The following is a 16,861-nucleotide window of genomic DNA, read 5'->3' on the forward strand; positions in this document are numbered from 1 at the left end:
GCGCGGCGGTCAGAGTGGTTTTACCATGGTCAACGTGACCGATGGTGCCTACGTTTACGTGCGGTTTATTACGTTCAAACTTTTCCTTTGCCACGGCTCTATACCCTTAACAAATTAACCGTAAATTTAAGATTTTTTGCCGCTGATCACTTCATCAGCGATGTTCTTCGGTGCTTCAGCGTACTTCAGGAACTCCATGGAGTAACTGGCACGACCCTGAGACATGGAACGCAGGTCGGTAGCGTAGCCGAACATTTCAGACAACGGCACCTCGGCACGAATAATCTTGCCGGCCATGGTGTCTTCCATGCCCTGAACGATACCACGACGACGGTTAAGGTCGCCCATTACGTCACCCATGTAATCTTCCGGGGTTACCGCTTCTACCTTCATGATAGGCTCAAGCAGTACCGCACCGGCTTCCTTCGCTGCGTTCTTCACAGCCAGGGCACCCGCCATACGGAAAGCGTTTTCGTTGGAATCCACCTCATGGTAGGAACCATCGTACAGAACCGCTTTCACACCCAGGATCGGATAACCGGCCAGAACACCGGACTGAAGCTGCTCATCGATACCCTTCTGCACTGCACCGAAGTATTCCTTCGGAACCGTACCACCGTGAATCTGCTCCTCAAACTGGAACTCTTCATCACGATCGATGGGCTCGAACTTCACCTTAACGTGACCATACTGACCACGACCACCGGACTGCTTGACGAACTTGCCTTCCACGTCAGCCGGACGGGTAAAGGTTTCACGGTAGGCCACCTGCGGCGCACCGATGTTGGCTTCAACCTTGAATTCGCGCTTCATACGATCCACGAGAATATCCAGGTGCAGCTCACCCATACCAGAGATGATGGTCTGGCCGGTTTCTTCGTCGGTCTTAACCCGGAAAGACGGATCTTCCTGCGCCAGACGACCCAGAGCCAGACCCATTTTTTCCTGGTCGGCCTTGGACTTCGGCTCTACCGCTACGGAAATTACCGGATCCGGGAATTCCATACGCTCGAGAACGATGATGTTGTTCAGGTCGCACAGGGTGTCACCGGTGGTGATATCCTTCAGACCCACACAGGCAGCGATGTCGCCAGCCAATACTTCCTTGATCTCTTCACGGCTATTCGCGTGCATCTGCAGCAGACGACCCACACGCTCTTTCTTCTGGCGCACGGAGTTCATCACGCTGTCACCGGAGTTCAGCACACCGGAGTAAACACGGATGAAGGTCAGGGAGCCCACAAACGGGTCCGTGGCAATCTTGAACGCCAGCGCGGAGAACGGGGCCTTGTCAGAAGACTCGCGGGACTCAACCGTCTCGCCATCTTCCAGCACACCCTGAATCGCTTTTACTTCATCAGGTGCCGGCAGGAATTCGATAACCGCATCCAGCAGCGCCTGAACACCCTTGTTCTTGAACGCAGAGCCACACAGGCCCAGAACGATCTCATTGGCCAGAACCTGCTGACGCAGACCCGCCTTGATTTCGTCGTTATTGAGCTCGCCGCTTTCCAGGTACTTTTCCATCAGCTCTTCAGAGCCTTCGGCCGCAGATTCCATCATCTGCTCACGAAGCTCGTCACAACGGGCCTGGATGTTTTCCGGAATGTCGCGCTCTTCATAGGTCATGCCCATGTCGTCTTCGTTCCAGAAGATCGCTTTCATCCGGATCAGGTCGACAACACCTTTGAATTCGTCTTCCGCACCAATGTTGTACTGAATCGGCACAACCTTGGCACCCAGACGATTACGGATCTGGTCACAAACACGGTCGAAATCGGCACCGGCGCGGTCCATCTTGTTGACGAACACGATACGCGGCACTTCGTATTTGTTGGCCTGACGCCATACGGTTTCAGACTGGGGCTCAACACCGGAGGAACCACAGAACACAACAACCGCACCATCCAGTACACGCAGGGAACGCTCTACCTCAATGGTAAAGTCAACGTGCCCGGGAGTATCAATGATGTTGATACGGTGCTGGTCATACTGCTGGTCCATACCCTGCCAGAAGGTAGTGGTGGCAGCAGAGGTAATGGTAATACCACGCTCCTGCTCCTGCTCCATCCAGTCCATGGTGGCAGCGCCGTCATGCACCTCACCAATCTTGTGAGACACACCGGTGTAGAAAAGAATACGTTCGGTAGTGGTAGTTTTACCCGCATCTACGTGTGCGCAGATACCGATATTACGATAGCGATTGAGAGGAGTCTTACGTGCCACGCGGCTAACCTCGATTCACTGGTTCAAATATAGAAACCGGCCTGAAGTTAGGCCGGCTTCACTCGATTGCCTTCTGCTATTAGAAGCGGAAGTGAGAGAAGGCCTTGTTGGCCTCGGCCATGCGATGCACGTCTTCACGCTTCTTCATCGCTGCGCCTTTGCCTTCGGCGGCATCCATCACTTCGCCGGCCAGACGAGCAGGCATGCTCTTCTCGCCACGCTTACGGGCAGCATCTACCAACCAGCGCATTGCCAGGGCGGTACGACGGCTGGGACGAACCTCAACAGGAACCTGGTAAGTGGCACCACCGACACGGCGGCTCTTTACCTCGACGGCGGGACGAATATTGTCCAGCGCCTTCTCGAACATCTCCAGGGAATCAGCCCCTTTGCGTTCGCTGATGATATCCAGGGCACCGTACACGATGCGCTCGGAAACAGATTTCTTACCACTGACCATGACATGGTTCATGAACTTGGCCAGCAACTGGCTTCCAAACTTAGGATCCGGAAGGATCTCACGTTTGGCGACAACGCGACGTCTTGGCATCGGATGTGTTCCTCTAACATTCCCGCGGTGGGCGGGGAAATCTTCAGGTAATTCCGGAACGGCATGCCGTCCGGACCTTACTCATCCCTCCGCAGCCTTGAGGGCTACGGCATTCAGAAAAGGTGCTCGGTTACTTCAATTACTTCTTGGGACGCTTGGCGCCATACTTGGAGCGACGCTGTTTGCGATCCTGCACACCTGCCGTATCCAGGGTTCCACGCACAGTGTGGTAGCGCACACCGGGAAGGTCTTTTACACGACCGCCACGGATCAGGACTACGGAGTGCTCCTGCAGGTTATGACCTTCACCACCGATGTAGGAAGAGACTTCATAACCATTAGTCAGACGCACACGACACACTTTACGCAGTGCGGAGTTCGGCTTCTTCGGGGTAGTGGTGTACACCCGAGTGCAAACGCCGCGACGCTGGGGGCAGCCCTGCAGGGCTACGGAGTCGCTCTTTTCTACCTTGCTTTTGCGCGGCTTGCGCACCAGCTGGTTTACAGTTGCCATGAAACTACTGCCTCACGCTTACAGTTCTGTGACAGAAACCGTCACTTGACGGTTCTGGCACCCATTTACTGCCCATAGAACAGGGGGGCAGCGATTGTAGGGAGCCCCCGGCACCACGTCAAGATGCCAGGAACTCCGTCACTCGCCAGCAATCACTCGTCAGAGGAGCTGAGAGCCTCGGACAAGGCGGCTTCCACCTCATCCATGGTGGGCGCTTCCGGTCCGCGTGCCTCGACACGCTGACGGCGGCGCTCCAGGTGGTGAGCATAGCCGGTACCCGCTGGCACCAGACGCCCTACTACCACGTTTTCCTTCAGACCGCGCAGGTCGTCTTCCTTGCCGGTGACCGCCGCTTCGGTCAGAACCCGGGTAGTCTCCTGGAAGGACGCGGCGGAGATGAACGACTCGGTGGCCAGGGATGCCTTGGTAATACCCAGCAGCTGACGCTCGTACTGGGGCAGCATTTTGTCCTCAGCCTTGAGACGCTCGATCTCTTCCATCACGCGGGCGTATTCCGCCTGCTCGCCCTTGATGAAGCGGGACTCGCCCACTTCCAGGATTTCCACTTTACGCAGCATCTGACGGATGATCGTTTCAATGTGCTTGTCATTGATCTTCACACCCTGCAGGCGGTAAACCTCCTGCACCTCGTTAACGATATAACGAGCCAGCTCGGATTCACCCATCAGGCGCAGGATATCGTGGGGGTTGAGCGGGCCGTCAGAGACCACTTCACCCTTTTCCACTTTCTCACCTTCGAACACGTTGAGCTGGCGCCACTTGGGAATCAGCTCTTCGTAGGTGTCACCACCGTCATCCGGGGTAATCACCAGGCGAACCTTGCCTTTGGTTTCCTTGCCGAAGGACACGGTACCGGTCTTCTCGGCCAGGATGGCAGCCTCTTTCGGGTTCCGTGCCTCGAACAGGTCGGCAACCCGGGGCAGACCACCGGTGATGTCACGGGTCTTGGAGGATTCCTGCGGAATCCGCGCAATCACGTCACCCACGGAGATGCTGGCACCATCCTTGAGACCACACAGCGCACCACCCGGCAGCAGGTACTGGGCCGGCATGTCAGTGTTGGGCATCAATACCGCCTTACCCTTGCCATCAACCACACGCACTACGGGGCGCATGTCCTTGCCGGCGGCGGGACGGTTCTGGGTACCCAGCACTTCGATGTTGGTCAGACCGGTCAGTTCGTCGGTCTGGTGGTTTACGGTGATACCTTCTTCCATATCACCGAACTGCACCTTGCCTTCCACTTCCGCGATGATCGGGTGGGTATGGGGGTCCCAGGTGGCAACCACCTGACCGCCATCAACCTGATCACCTTCGCCCACGGTCACAGTCGCACCATAGGGCAGCTTGTAACGCTCACGCTCACGGCCCAGCTCATCCGCTACCGCCAGGTCGGCGGAACGGGAAACGATCACCAGACCGTCCTTGTGCTGTACGTGCTTGGCGTTATGGAAACGCACCTTGCCGCCGTGCTTGATCTGGATGCTGGACACCGCAGACGCCCGGCTGGCCGCACCACCAATGTGGAAGGTACGCATGGTCAGCTGGGTACCCGGCTCACCGATGGACTGGGCGGCAATAACGCCCACCGCTTCACCCACATTGACCTGATGGCCACGGGCCAGGTCACGGCCGTAACAGGTGGAACACACACCCCAGCGGGTGGCACAGGTGATCGGCGAGCGCACCAGCACTTCATCCACACCCATGGATTCGAGCTTGTTGACCCATACTTCATCCAGCAGGGTGCCGGCTTCCGCCAGGACTTCGTCCTGCTGCAGCGGGTTCATCACATCCCGGGCCACCACACGACCCAGAACACGCTCACCCAGACCTTCCACCACGTCACCGCCTTCAATCAGCGGCGCCATCAGCAGGCCTTCCTCGGTACCACAGTCATCCTCGGTGACGACCAGATCCTGAGCCACGTCCACCAGACGGCGGGTCAGGTAACCGGAGTTCGCCGTCTTCAAGGCGGTATCGGCCAGACCTTTACGGGCACCGTGAGTGGAGATGAAGTACTGGAGTACGTTCAGACCTTCACGGAAGTTACTGGTGATCGGCGTTTCGATGATGGAACCATCCGGCTTCGCCATCAGACCACGCATACCGGCCAGCTGACGAATCTGTGCCGGGGAGCCCCGCGCACCGGAATCGGCCATCATAAAGATAGAGTTGAAGGAGCCCTGCTCTTCGTCCTCGCCGTCGCGGTTTTTCACCACTTCGACGCGCAGGTTTTCCATCATTGCCTTGGCGATCTGGTCGTTGGTACGGGCCCAGATATCCACCACCTTGTTATAACGCTCACCACGGGTTACCAGACCGGAAGCGAATTGCTCCTCGATCTCGCGAACCTCGTCTTCGGCCGCGTCAATCATGGTGTACTTGGCATCCGGGATCACCATGTCTTCCACACCAATGGAGGAACCGGACAGGGTGGCTTCGCGGAAGCCCAGGTACATCAGCTGGTCGGCAAAGATACAGGTTTCTTTGGTACCCAGAATCCGGTAGCAGGTGTTCAAAAGCTTGGAAATCGCCTTCTTGGTCATGTTCTGGTTGACCATGGCGAAGCCCAGACCGGTGGGCACGATATCCCACAGCTTACAGCGACCCGGAGTGGTATCAGCGATAAAGGTGCGCTCTTCAACGCCACCTTCCAGATCACGCACCACTTCATGAACACGCACTTTCACCCGGGCATGCAGATCAACCTGCTTGTTGGCCAGGGCACGCATCACTTCCTTGGTGTCGGCAAAAATCTGGCCTTCACCCTTGGCGTTCACCTTTTCGCGGCTGATGTAGTACAGACCCAGTACCACGTCCTGAGTCGGGCCGATGATGGGCTCACCATTGGCCGGCGACAGGATGTTGTTGGTGGACATCATCAGCGCGCGAGCTTCCAGCTGGGCTTCCAGGGTCAGCGGCAAATGCACCGCCATCTGGTCACCATCGAAGTCCGCGTTGAAGGCCGCACACACCAGCGGATGCAGCTGGATCGCCTTACCTTCAATCAGTACCGGCTCGAACGCCTGGATACCCAGACGGTGAAGGGTCGGCGCCCGGTTCAACATGACCGGGTGCTCGCGAATCACTTCCGCCAGGATATCCCAGACCTCGGCAGTTTCGCGCTCGACCATTTTCTTGGCCGCCTTGATGGTGGTCGCCAGACCACGGGCTTCCAGCTTGGCAAAGATGAACGGCTTGAACAGTTCCAGCGCCATCTTCTTGGGCAGGCCGGTCTCGTGCAGCTTGAGAGACGGCCCCACCACGATCACGGAACGACCGGAGTAGTCTACCCGCTTACCCAGCAGGTTTTGACGGAAACGACCCTGCTTACCCTTGATCATGTCAGCCAGGGATTTCAGCGGGCGCTTGTTGGAACCGGTGATGGCACGGCCACGACGGCCGTTATCCAGCAGCGCATCCACGGATTCCTGCAGCATGCGCTTTTCGTTGCGCACGATGATGTCCGGGGCGCTCAGGTCCAGTAGACGCTTGAGACGGTTGTTCCGGTTGATCACCCGACGGTACAGATCGTTCAGGTCGGAGGTGGCAAAACGGCCACCGTCCAGCGGTACCAGCGGACGCAGATCCGGCGGCAGCACCGGCAGCACGGTGAGAATCATCCACTCCGGCTTGTTACCGGAATCCTTGAAGGCTTCCATCAGCTTCAGACGCTTGGACAGCTTCTTCAGCTTGGTGTCGGAGTTGGTGGATTCCACTTCTTCGCGCAGGATCTTGATCTCTTCGACCAGGTCCAGCTCCATGAGCAACTGCTGTACGGCCTCGGCACCCATCTTGGCTTCGAATTCGTCACCGAACTCTTCCAGGGCATCGAAGTACTCTTCGTCAGTCAGCAGCTGACCACGCTCAAGGGTGGTCATGCCCGGCTCAGTCACCACAAAGGACTCGAAGTACAGAACCCGCTCGATATCACGCAGGGTCATGTCCAGCATCAGACCGATACGGGACGGCAGCGACTTCAGGAACCAGATGTGCGCGGTAGGGCTGGCCAGTTCGATATGGCCCATGCGCTCACGGCGAACCTTGGAAAGGGTGACTTCGACGCCACACTTCTCACAGATCACACCACGGTGCTTGAGACGCTTGTACTTGCCGCACAGACACTCATAGTCCTTGATCGGACCAAAGATACGCGCACAGAACAGGCCATCCCGTTCCGGCTTGAAGGTACGATAGTTAATGGTTTCCGGCTTTTTCACTTCGCCGAAAGACCAGGAGCGGATCAGATCCGGCGGTGCCAGAGAGATCTTGAGTTTATCAAACTCCGTGACTTGTCCCTGACTTTTAAGCAGATTCAGCAGGTCTTTCAAGGCCAGTCCTCCGTAGCGAGCTTTACGCTCTCAATTCTTTCCTAAACCCGGGTAACAACGCGAGCCGCTCCCCCACAGGGAAGCGGCACACATCGCTTCAGTCGTTTTCCAACTCGATATTGATACCGAGAGAGCGGATTTCCTTCAGCAATACGTTGAAGGATTCCGGCATACCCGGGTCCATACGGTGATCACCATCCACGATGTTCTTGTACATACGAGTACGGCCATTCACATCATCGGACTTCACGGTAAGCATTTCCTGCAAGGTGTAGGCGGCACCATAGGCTTCCAGCGCCCACACTTCCATCTCACCGAAACGCTGACCACCAAACTGCGCCTTACCACCCAGCGGCTGCTGGGTTACCAGGCTGTAGGAGCCGGTGGAACGGGCATGCATCTTGTCGTCCACCAGGTGGTTCAACTTCAGCATGTACATGTAGCCAACGGTGACCTTGCGATCAAACTTCTCACCGGTACGGCCATCCCAGAGTTGCATCTGACCGGAACGATCGTAACCGGCAAGCTCCAGCAGTTCCTTGATCTCGAATTCCTTGGCGCCGTCAAATACAGCGGTTGCCATGGGAACACCACCAACCAGGTTCTGGGCCAGCTCAATGATTTCGTCATCGCTGAAGCTGTCCAGATCTTCCGGTGAACCACCGGCACCTGCCTTGTTGTAGATCTTGTCCAGGAAGCCGCGAATTTCCGCCACTTTCTTCTGCTCGGCCAGCATCTCGCCGATACGCTCACCAAGACCCTTGGCAGCCCAGCCCAGGTGGGTTTCCAGAATCTGACCCACGTTCATACGGGACGGTACACCCAGCGGGTTCAACACCACATCCACCGGCACACCGTGCTCGTCGTACGGCATATCTTCTTCCGGCATGATCACGGAGATCACACCCTTGTTACCGTGACGGCCCGCCATCTTGTCACCGGGCTGGATACGACGCTTGATAGCCAGGTAAACCTTGACCACTTTCAGCACGCCATGAGCCAGGTCATCACCGCCAGAGATCTTGGCCTGCTTGTCCCGGTAGCGCTCGTCCTGCTCTTTCTTGTGCAGTTCCAGATACTGCTGGGCACGCTCAAGCTGCTCGGCCACATCGTCGTCGGCCGGGCGCAGCTCGAACCACTTGTCCGCATCCAGATTGTCCAGCGCATCGGCAGTCAGCTCGGTGCCACGCTTGAAGCCGGCACCACCGTTAACCTTTTTGCCCACCAGCACGGTGCGCAGACGCTCCAGGATATCCTGCTGAACGATACGGAACTCGTCTTTCAAGTCCTTGCGGAACTGGTCCAGGGAGTCCTGCTCGATCTGCTTGGCTCGCTCATCTTTCTCCACGCCATCGCGGGTAAAGACCTGCACGTCGATGACGGTACCCTTGACGCCGGATGACACTCGCAGGGAGGTATCTTTCACGTCAGAGGCTTTCTCACCGAAGATGGCACGCAACAGCTTCTCTTCCGGGGTCAGCTGGGTCTCACCTTTCGGTGTCACCTTGCCAACCAGGATGTCGCCAGCGCCCACTTCCGCACCGATGTAAACAATGCCGGACTCGTCCAGTTTGGACAGTGCCGCCTCGCCCACATTGGGAATATCGGCAGTGATTTCTTCCGGACCCAGCTTGGTGTCACGGGCGATCGCGGTCAGCTCCTGAATATGAATGGAGGTGAAACGATCTTCCTTGACCACCCGCTCGGAGATCAGGATGGAATCCTCGAAGTTGTAGCCGTTCCAGGGCATGAACGCCACGCGCATGTTCTGACCCAGGGCCAGCTCGCCCATGTCCACGGACGGGCCATCAGCCATGATATCGCGGGCAGCAACCCGGTCACCCACTTTCACCAGCGGACGCTGGTTGATGCAGGTGTTCTGGTTGGAACGGGTGTATTTGGTCAGGTTGTAGATATCTACACCCGCTTCCCCTTCGTTCACTTCGTCATCGTTCACTTTCACGATGATCCGTGATGCATCCACCTTGTCGACGATACCGCCACGGGTTGCCACCACACACACGCCGGAGTCACGGGCCACGTGACGCTCGAAACCGGTACCTACCAGCGGCTTGTCGGCACGCAGGGTGGGCACAGCCTGACGCTGCATGTTGGAGCCCATCAATGCGCGGTTCGCATCATCGTGCTCAAGGAACGGAATCAGTGACGCCGCCACAGACACGACCTGGCGAGGAGACACATCCATATGGGTAATGGTGTCACGCTCCATCACGGTAAATTCGTAGCGGTGACGAACCGTCACGAAGTCTTCCGCGAAACCGCCCTCGTCGGTCATCTTCGCGTCTACCTGTGCGATCACGCACTCGGCTTCCTCGATGGCTGACAGATATTCGATTTCTTCGCTGACCTTGCCGTCAATGACCTTCAGATACGGCGACTCCAGGAAGCCGTACTCGTTGGCGCGGGCATAGGTGGCCAGGGAGTTGATCAGACCGATGTTCGGACCTTCAGGGGTCTCGATCGGACACACACGACCGTAGTGGGTCGGGTGAACGTCACGAACCTCAAAGCCGGCACGCTCACGGGTCAGACCACCGGGGCCCAACGCGGACACACGACGCTTGTGCGTGATCTCGGACAGCGGGTTGTTCTGATCCATAAACTGGGACAGCTGGGAAGAGCCAAAGAACTCTTTCACGGCAGCCGCCACCGGCTTGGAGTTGATCAGGTCCTGGGGCATCAGGCCTTCGGATTCTGCCAGGCTCAGACGCTCCTTGACCGCACGCTCCACACGCACCAGACCCACACGGAACTGGTTTTCGGCCATTTCACCCACGGAACGCACACGACGGTTGCCCAGGTGATCGATATCATCCACCACACCGTTACCGTTGCGGATGTCGACCAGGGTGCGCAGCACCTCGATGATGTCGGAGGTTTCTTCACCCATCTGGGCAAAGTACTGCTTGCCTTCCTCATCGGTACGGGAGCTGAAGTAGCGACCGTCATAGAGGATACCGGGACCGGTTTCGTCTTCGCGACCGAGACGACGGTTGAACTTCATGCGCCCCACACCGGACAGGTCGTAACGCTCGTCGGTGAAGAACAGGTTCTTGAACAGGTTTTCCGCCGCTTCCTTGGTGGGCGGCTCGCCCGGACGCATCATGCGGTAGATCTCGACCAGTGCCTCCAGGGGAGTCCGGGTCGGGTCAGCACGCAGGGTGTCGGCCATGAACGGGCCGTTGTCCAGGTCGTTGGTGTACAGGGTTTCGAAATCGGTAATTCCGCCCTGCTCCAGCTTCTCCAGCGTTTCCGCTGTCAGCTCGGTGTTACACTCCACCAGGATCTCGCCGGTGTCCTGATCGATGATGGATTTGGCCAGGTACTTGCCCTGCAGGTATTCGGCAGGAATTTCCAGGTACTCGATATTGGCCTTTTCCAGCTGGCGAATGTGGCGCGCAGTAATACGACGGCCACGCTCCACCACGACTTCACCGTCCGCCAGGATATCGAAGGTCGCGGTTTCACCACGCAGACGCTCCGGCACCAGCTTCATGCGGTAAATGCCGTCTTCCACTGCAATCTCGTTGGTCTCGAAGAACATCTCCAACACTTCGTCGGAGGTATAGCCCAACGCACGCAGCAGGATCGTCGCCGGCAACTTGCGGCGACGGTCGATCCGGACGAACACCTGGTCCTTGGGATCGAATTCGAAGTCCAGCCAGGACCCACGGTAAGGAATCACCCGGGCGGAATAGAGCAGCTTGCCGGAGGAGTGAGTCTTGCCTTTATCGTGGTCGAAAAACACACCGGGGGAACGGTGCAGCTGGGACACAATGACACGCTCGGTACCGTTGATCACAAAGGTACCGTTTTCGGTCATCAGGGGCATTTCGCCCATGTAGACCTGCTGTTCACGGATATCCTTGATAGCCCCACTGGATTCCTTGTCATAGATGACCAGACGAATCCGTACGCGCAGCGGTGCGGCGTAAGTGGTACCACGAACAGTACATTCTTTTACATCAAAAACAGGCTTGCCGAACTCATAGCCGGCATACTCCAGCGCGGCATTCCCGGAATAACTTGAAATCGGAAATACTGACCGGAAAGCGGCTTCCAGACCCTGGTCCAGACGCTCTTCTGCACTTTTATCCTGCTGCAGAAATTTACGGTAAGAATCGAGCTGTATGGCCAGAAGGTACGGGACCTCCATAACCTTCGGAAGCTTGCCGAAATCTTTGCGGATCCGCTTTTTCTCAGTGAATGAGTATGCCATCTGCGTTCCTCAGCTGTTGATCTATCACCCTTGGGTGATATTTCTGCATGAAACCTCTCATACAGAAACGACAAAAGGCTGGCAGCCCTCAAGCTGCCAGCCGGTGCCTTTCCGCATTATTGTGGAAAGGCATTGCGCAAATGCGCTTACTTGAGCTCGGCAGTACCGCCAGCCTCTTCGATCTTTTTCTTGATCTCTTCGGCTTCGTCCTTGGAGGCGCCTTCTTTAACAGAAGCAGGTGCACCTTCAACGAGCTCTTTGGCTTCTTTCAGACCCAGGCCGGTTACTTCACGGACAGCCTTGATCACGCCAACTTTCTTGTCACCGAAACCGGTCAGAACAACGTCAAACTCGGTCTTTTCTTCGGCAGCAGCTTCACCACCAGCGGCAGCTGCAGGAGCAGCGGCAACAGCGGCAGCGGCGGTTACGCCGAATTTCTCTTCCATGGCCTCGATCAGTTCAACGAGGTCCATAACGCTCATATCGGCGATAGCGCCGAGGATATCTTCTTTGGAAACGGCCATTTTCAATCTCCTAAATCACCACACGGGCGATCCGATTGGATCGGGTAGTTACGCAGCCTGACAAATCAGGCGGCACTCTGTTTCTGGTCCTTGACTGCAGCAACCGTGCGAACAAATTTGCCGGGCACCTCGTTGAGGGTACGAACAAACTTGGCCACCGGGGCCTGCATAACGGACATGAGCTGAGAAAGTGCTTCGTCGCGAGTCGGCAGCTTGGCCAGGACATCAATGTCCTGAGGACCATACGCTATACCACCCACAGCCAGAGCCTTAACTTCCAGCGCGTCATTGTCTTTAGCAAAATCCTTGATGAGGCGGGCAGCTGCACCCGGATCATCCTGGGAAAAAGCCAAAACAGTGGGGCCAACCAGAACGTCGCTCAGACACTCATAATCAGTGTCTTTCACGGCGAACTTCGCCAGCGTATTACGTACCACTTTCAGGTACACGCCGGTTTCACGGGCCTTACTACGCAACTCAGTCATCTGAGAAACAGTGAGACCACGATAGTCAGCAACCACAGCAGACAGCGCTTCAGTAGCTACAGCATTGACCGAAGCAACAATCGCCCGTTTGTCCTCCAGATTCAAAGGCATGTTTACCTCCTGGATTCACAAACATTAACCGTCAAAATCGACTGCAATCTGATTTCGAGGCGGTCGCCAGGGCCGGTTTCCCGGCCATTATCGCGGAGCCACAACCTGAACAAGTCAGGAAACAACTACCGCGCCTGCGCAGGCGGTTACCCCTTAATCCCGGTTTGTTACTTGCCTCATAAAGGCAGACTCCAAACAGAACCGGAAACCTGCGGTCTTTGACGCCCCGACGAGACCCTCATTGAAGAGTGAGTCATCGGGATCAAAGCCCTTGCGAACCTGGCCAGCAAGCACCAGGCTCAAATTCAGTTACATCGCCAGTGACGCCGGATCGATATTCAGACCAGGGCCCATGGTGGTGGACAGGGTCACCTTCTTGAAATAGGTACCCTTGGCAGATGACGGCTTGGCTTTCTTCAGGTCAGCCAGCAGCGATTCCACGTTTTCCTTGATCGCATTGGCGTCAAAACCCACCTGGCCCACGGTGCAGTGCACGATGCCGCCTTTGTCGGTGCGGTAACGAACCTGACCACCCTTGGCGTTTTTCACGGCCTGGGCAACATCAGGAGTTACAGTACCCACCTTCGGGTTAGGCATGAGACCACGGGGACCCAGGATGGTGCCCAGCTTGCCGACAACGCGCATGGCGTCCGGGGAAGCGATGACCACATCAAAGTTGATTTCACCGCCCTGAACCTGCTCGGCCAGGTCGTCGAAACCTACCACGTCTGCACCGGCTTCTTTCGCTTCTTCAGCCTTGGCGCCCTGAGCAAATACCGCCACGCGAACGGTTTTACCCGTACCGTGGGGCAGCACGGAAGCACCACGAACGTTTTGATCAGATTTACGCGGGTCAACACCCAGGTTCACCGCCACGTCCAGGGATTCCTTGAACTTAACGGTGGACAGCTCGGCCAGCAGGGCCACAGCTTCTTCTACCTGGTACAGTTTGCCAGCTTCCACTTTTTCCCGGATGGCGCGGGTACGCTTGGACAACTTAGCCATTGGTTAACCCTCCACATCCAGGCCCATGGAACGGGCAGAGCCCGCGATAGTGCGCACAGCGGCTTCCAGATCAGCAGCAGTCAGATCCGGCTCTTTGGCCTTGGCGATCTCTTCCAGCTGCTCACGGGTTACCTTGCCCACTTTCTTGGTGTTCGGCTCACCAGAACCGCTCTTGATACCGGCCGCTTTCTTCAGCAGGTAAGAGGCCGGCGGCGTCTTCATGGTGAAGGTAAAGGAACGGTCGCTATAAACGGTGATAACAACAGGAACCGGCGCACCGGCATCCAGCTGCTGGGTCTGGGCGTTGAACGCCTTACAGAACTCCATGATGTTCACACCGTGCTGACCCAGAGCGGGACCAACCGGCGGGGACGGGTTAGCCTGACCCGCTGCTACCTGCAGCTTGATGTAGGCTTGGACTTTCTTCGCCATTGCAAGACTCCTTGGGTGCAAACGCCACGCTGACAGCGGGCTCCCCTCAGGTTGTCAAAACACCCCGGCCGCTTTTCAGCGACCAGGGCACCATAAATCCGTTGCCGGGCAGTATCAGGTCTTTTCGACCTGACCAAACTCCAGCTCTACCGGTGTTGAACGACCGAAGATCATTACTGCCACCTGCAAGCGGCTCTTTTCGTAATTCACTTCTTCGATCACACCATTGAAGTCGGCAAAGGGGCCATCGTTAACACGCACCACTTCACCCGCTTCAAACAATGTCTTCGGCTTCGGCTTCTCCACCGCATCATCCATGCGACGAAGAATGGCATCTGCCTCTTTCTGGGTAATCGGCGAGACACGACCCGGATTCTTCGGATCTTCGCCAATAAAGCCCATTACCTTCGGGGTTTCTTTAACCAGGTGCCAGGAGTCATCACACATCTCCATTTGCACCAGCACATAACCCGGGAAGAACTTGCGTTCGGACTTGCGCTTTTGGCCACCCTTGATCTCTACCACTTCTTCGGTAGGAACCAGGATTTCACCAAAAAGCTCTTCCATAGAACGCAATTTAACGCGCTCTTCCAGGGCGCGTTTTACGTGCTTCTCGAAACCCGAATAGGCATGTACCACATACCAGCGCTTTGCCATGTTTACCCCTTAGCCAATAACCCAGGACATGAGCCCACCGAGAATCCAGTCGAGCACAAACAGCAACAGGGCCACAATCACAACAAAGACAAGCACAATCAACGTGGTCTGCAGGGTTTCCTGACGCGTCGGCCACACCACTTTACGCAGCTCGACCATGGAATCCTTGCGAAGCTGATTGAATGCCTTGCCCTGCTCGGTCTGCAGAGCAAAGAACACTGCGACCAGGGCAACAGCAACAACACCGACCACCCGGTAAAGAGTGGGCTGCTCGGAGAAATAGCTATTACCGACGACAGCGGCGGCCACCAAGCCAACCACCAGCAACCACTTCACCGCCTCGAAGGCGGCAGAGCCGGAACGTGCTTCTGTTTTCTCGCTCATCTTACGATGCACCCCACCACCCAAGTGGCAGCCTTGGGAAAATTGGCAGGCCAGGAGGGACTCGAACCCCCAACAGCCGGTTTTGGAGACCGGTGCTCTACCAATTGAACTACTGGCCTGTAACTCTGAAATCCTTAAACAAAACAGGGTGGCAGGCTAGCCCGCCACCCTTGATCACCGCGACAATTACTCGGTGATTTTGGCTACCACACCGGCGCCAACGGTACGGCCACCTTCGCGGATAGCGAAGCGCAGGCCGTCTTCCATGGCGATCGGCGCGATCAGCTCAACGTCCATCTGCACGTTGTCGCCCGGCATAACCATCTCGGTACCTTCCGGCAGGGTACATGCACCCGTTACGTCGGTGGTACGGAAGTAGAACTGCGGACGGTAGCCGTTGAAGAACGGGGTGTGACGACCACCTTCGTCCTTGCTCAGCACGTACACCTCAGCAATGAACTTGGTGTGCGGCTTGATGGAGCCCGGCTTGGCCAGTACCTGGCCACGCTCAACCTCATCACGCTTGGTACCACGCAGCAGAACACCAACGTTCTCGCCTGCACGACCTTCGTCCAGCAGCTTGCGGAACATTTCCACACCGGTACAGGTGGTCTTGGTGGTGTCGTGGATACCCACGATCTCGATTTCCTCGCCCACCTTGATGATGCCACGCTCTACACGGCCGGTTACTACAGTACCGCGACCAGAGATGGAGAATACGTCTTCGATCGGCATCAGGAACGGCTGATCAACGGCACGCTCCGGCTCCGGGATGTACTCGTCCAGGCACTCAACCAGCTTCTGTACGGCAGGCATGCCGATGTCGCTGGTGTCACCTTCCAGTGCTTTCAGGGCAGAACCCTTGATGATCGGAGTATCGTCACCCGGGAAGTCATAGTCGTTCAGCAGTTCGCGAACTTCCATTTCAACCAGCTCAAGCAGCTCTTCATCGTCAACCATGTCCGCTTTGTTCAGGAACACAACGATGTAGGGAACGCCTACCTGACGGGACAGCAGGATGTGCTCGCGGGTCTGCGGCATCGGGCCGTCAGCAGCGGAACATACCAGAATCGCACCGTCCATCTGCGCCGCACCGGTGATCATGTTCTTCACATAATCAGCGTGACCGGGGCAGTCTACGTGGGCGTAGTGACGAGTCGGGGAATCGTATTCCACGTGAGAGGTTGCAATGGTGATACCACGCTCACGCTCTTCCGGAGCATTATCAATACCGTCGAAAGCGATGGCGCTACCGCCCCAAACTTCTGCACACACGCGGGTCAGCGCGGCGGTCAGAGTGGTTTTACCATGGTCAACGTGACCGATGGTGCCTACGTTTACGTGCGGTTTATTACGTTCAAACTTTTCCTTTGCCACG

Annotated in this window: 13 protein-coding genes and 1 tRNA gene; all 14 read right to left on the reverse strand. The window is 56.8% G+C overall.

The genetic code is table 11. The features are described from left to right. Nucleotides 1-94: GTP-binding protein (locus C4S63_RS17080; RefSeq protein WP_031629039.1), on the reverse strand; the 94-nt coding region annotated here is incomplete at its 3' end. 32 nt (nucleotides 95-126) lie between these two features. Further along, entirely contained in the window at nucleotides 127-2,226 is a 2,100-nt protein-coding gene (gene fusA / locus C4S63_RS17085; RefSeq protein WP_062817998.1) for an elongation factor G, read from the reverse strand. 79 nt (nucleotides 2,227-2,305) lie between these two features. Next, the gene (gene rpsG / locus C4S63_RS17090; protein ID WP_062817997.1) at nucleotides 2,306-2,776 is read right to left on the reverse strand and encodes a 30S ribosomal protein S7; all 471 of its coding nucleotides are present in this window, start codon (nucleotides 2,774-2,776) and stop codon (nucleotides 2,306-2,308) included. Nucleotides 2,777-2,915: 139 nt separating this feature from the next. Beyond that, nucleotides 2,916-3,290: a 30S ribosomal protein S12 gene (gene rpsL / locus C4S63_RS17095; RefSeq protein ID WP_022986299.1), complete on the reverse strand. Its 375-nt coding sequence runs from the start codon at nucleotides 3,288-3,290 to the stop codon at nucleotides 2,916-2,918. A 152-nt stretch (nucleotides 3,291-3,442) separates the two neighbouring features. Next, complete coding sequence (rpoC, locus tag C4S63_RS17100) at nucleotides 3,443-7,645, reverse strand: DNA-directed RNA polymerase subunit beta' (RefSeq protein WP_062817996.1); 4,203 nt, start codon at nucleotides 7,643-7,645, stop codon at nucleotides 3,443-3,445. Nucleotides 7,646-7,742: 97 nt separating this feature from the next. Next, on the reverse strand, nucleotides 7,743-11,885 hold the full coding sequence (gene rpoB, locus C4S63_RS17105; RefSeq protein ID WP_062817995.1) for a DNA-directed RNA polymerase subunit beta: 4,143 nt from the start codon (nucleotides 11,883-11,885) through the stop codon (nucleotides 7,743-7,745). A 146-nt stretch (nucleotides 11,886-12,031) separates the two neighbouring features. Then, nucleotides 12,032-12,409, reverse strand: coding sequence for a 50S ribosomal protein L7/L12 (gene rplL / locus C4S63_RS17110; protein ID WP_062817994.1), 378 nt, complete (start codon nucleotides 12,407-12,409; stop codon nucleotides 12,032-12,034). A 65-nt stretch (nucleotides 12,410-12,474) separates the two neighbouring features. Next, nucleotides 12,475-13,005 (reverse strand): 50S ribosomal protein L10, encoded by a 531-nt coding sequence (gene rplJ / locus C4S63_RS17115; protein WP_062817993.1) that lies wholly within the window; start codon nucleotides 13,003-13,005, stop codon nucleotides 12,475-12,477. 309 nt (nucleotides 13,006-13,314) lie between these two features. Continuing rightward, the gene (gene rplA / locus C4S63_RS17120) at nucleotides 13,315-14,010 is read right to left on the reverse strand and encodes a 50S ribosomal protein L1 (protein ID WP_062817992.1); all 696 of its coding nucleotides are present in this window, start codon (nucleotides 14,008-14,010) and stop codon (nucleotides 13,315-13,317) included. 3 nt (nucleotides 14,011-14,013) lie between these two features. Next, nucleotides 14,014-14,442, reverse strand: coding sequence for a 50S ribosomal protein L11 (gene rplK / locus C4S63_RS17125; protein WP_062817991.1), 429 nt, complete (start codon nucleotides 14,440-14,442; stop codon nucleotides 14,014-14,016). Nucleotides 14,443-14,556: 114 nt separating this feature from the next. Further along, on the reverse strand, nucleotides 14,557-15,099 hold the full coding sequence (gene nusG / locus C4S63_RS17130) for a transcription termination/antitermination protein NusG (RefSeq protein WP_062817990.1): 543 nt from the start codon (nucleotides 15,097-15,099) through the stop codon (nucleotides 14,557-14,559). 9 nt (nucleotides 15,100-15,108) lie between these two features. After that, a complete protein-coding gene (gene secE, locus C4S63_RS17135) occupies nucleotides 15,109-15,483 on the reverse strand; it encodes a preprotein translocase subunit SecE (protein WP_062817989.1) in 375 nt (124 codons plus the stop codon). 43 nt (nucleotides 15,484-15,526) lie between these two features. Further along, nucleotides 15,527-15,602 (reverse strand) — tRNA-Trp (locus tag C4S63_RS17140). A 67-nt stretch (nucleotides 15,603-15,669) separates the two neighbouring features. Then, a complete protein-coding gene (tuf, locus tag C4S63_RS17145; protein ID WP_062818036.1) occupies nucleotides 15,670-16,860 on the reverse strand; it encodes an elongation factor Tu in 1,191 nt (396 codons plus the stop codon). Nucleotide 16,861 lies beyond the last annotated feature (1 nt).

This window comes from Alcanivorax sp. DSM 26293 (genome assembly GCF_900107995.1).
In the GTDB taxonomy this organism is placed as follows: Bacteria; Pseudomonadota; Gammaproteobacteria; order Pseudomonadales; family Alcanivoracaceae; genus Alcanivorax.

What these genes read in the sequence shown, in the direction of transcription:
- rpsG (WP_062817997.1), bottom strand. Translation starts at nt 2,776, where the DNA reads ATGCCAAGACGTCGCGTTGTCGCCAAACGTGAGATCCTTCCGGATCCT.
- rpsL (WP_022986299.1), bottom strand. Translation starts at nt 3,290, where the DNA reads ATGGCAACTGTAAACCAGCTGGTGCGCAAGCCGCGCAAAAGCAAGGTA.
- rpoB (WP_062817995.1), bottom strand. Translation starts at nt 11,885, where the DNA reads ATGGCATACTCATTCACTGAGAAAAAGCGGATCCGCAAAGATTTCGGC.
- rplL (WP_062817994.1), bottom strand. Translation starts at nt 12,409, where the DNA reads ATGGCCGTTTCCAAAGAAGATATCCTCGGCGCTATCGCCGATATGAGC.
- rplJ (WP_062817993.1), bottom strand. Translation starts at nt 13,005, where the DNA reads ATGCCTTTGAATCTGGAGGACAAACGGGCGATTGTTGCTTCGGTCAAT.
- rplA (WP_062817992.1), bottom strand. Translation starts at nt 14,010, where the DNA reads ATGGCTAAGTTGTCCAAGCGTACCCGCGCCATCCGGGAAAAAGTGGAA.
- rplK (WP_062817991.1), bottom strand. Translation starts at nt 14,442, where the DNA reads ATGGCGAAGAAAGTCCAAGCCTACATCAAGCTGCAGGTAGCAGCGGGT.
- nusG (WP_062817990.1), bottom strand. Translation starts at nt 15,099, where the DNA reads ATGGCAAAGCGCTGGTATGTGGTACATGCCTATTCGGGTTTCGAGAAG.
- secE (WP_062817989.1), bottom strand. Translation starts at nt 15,483, where the DNA reads ATGAGCGAGAAAACAGAAGCACGTTCCGGCTCTGCCGCCTTCGAGGCG.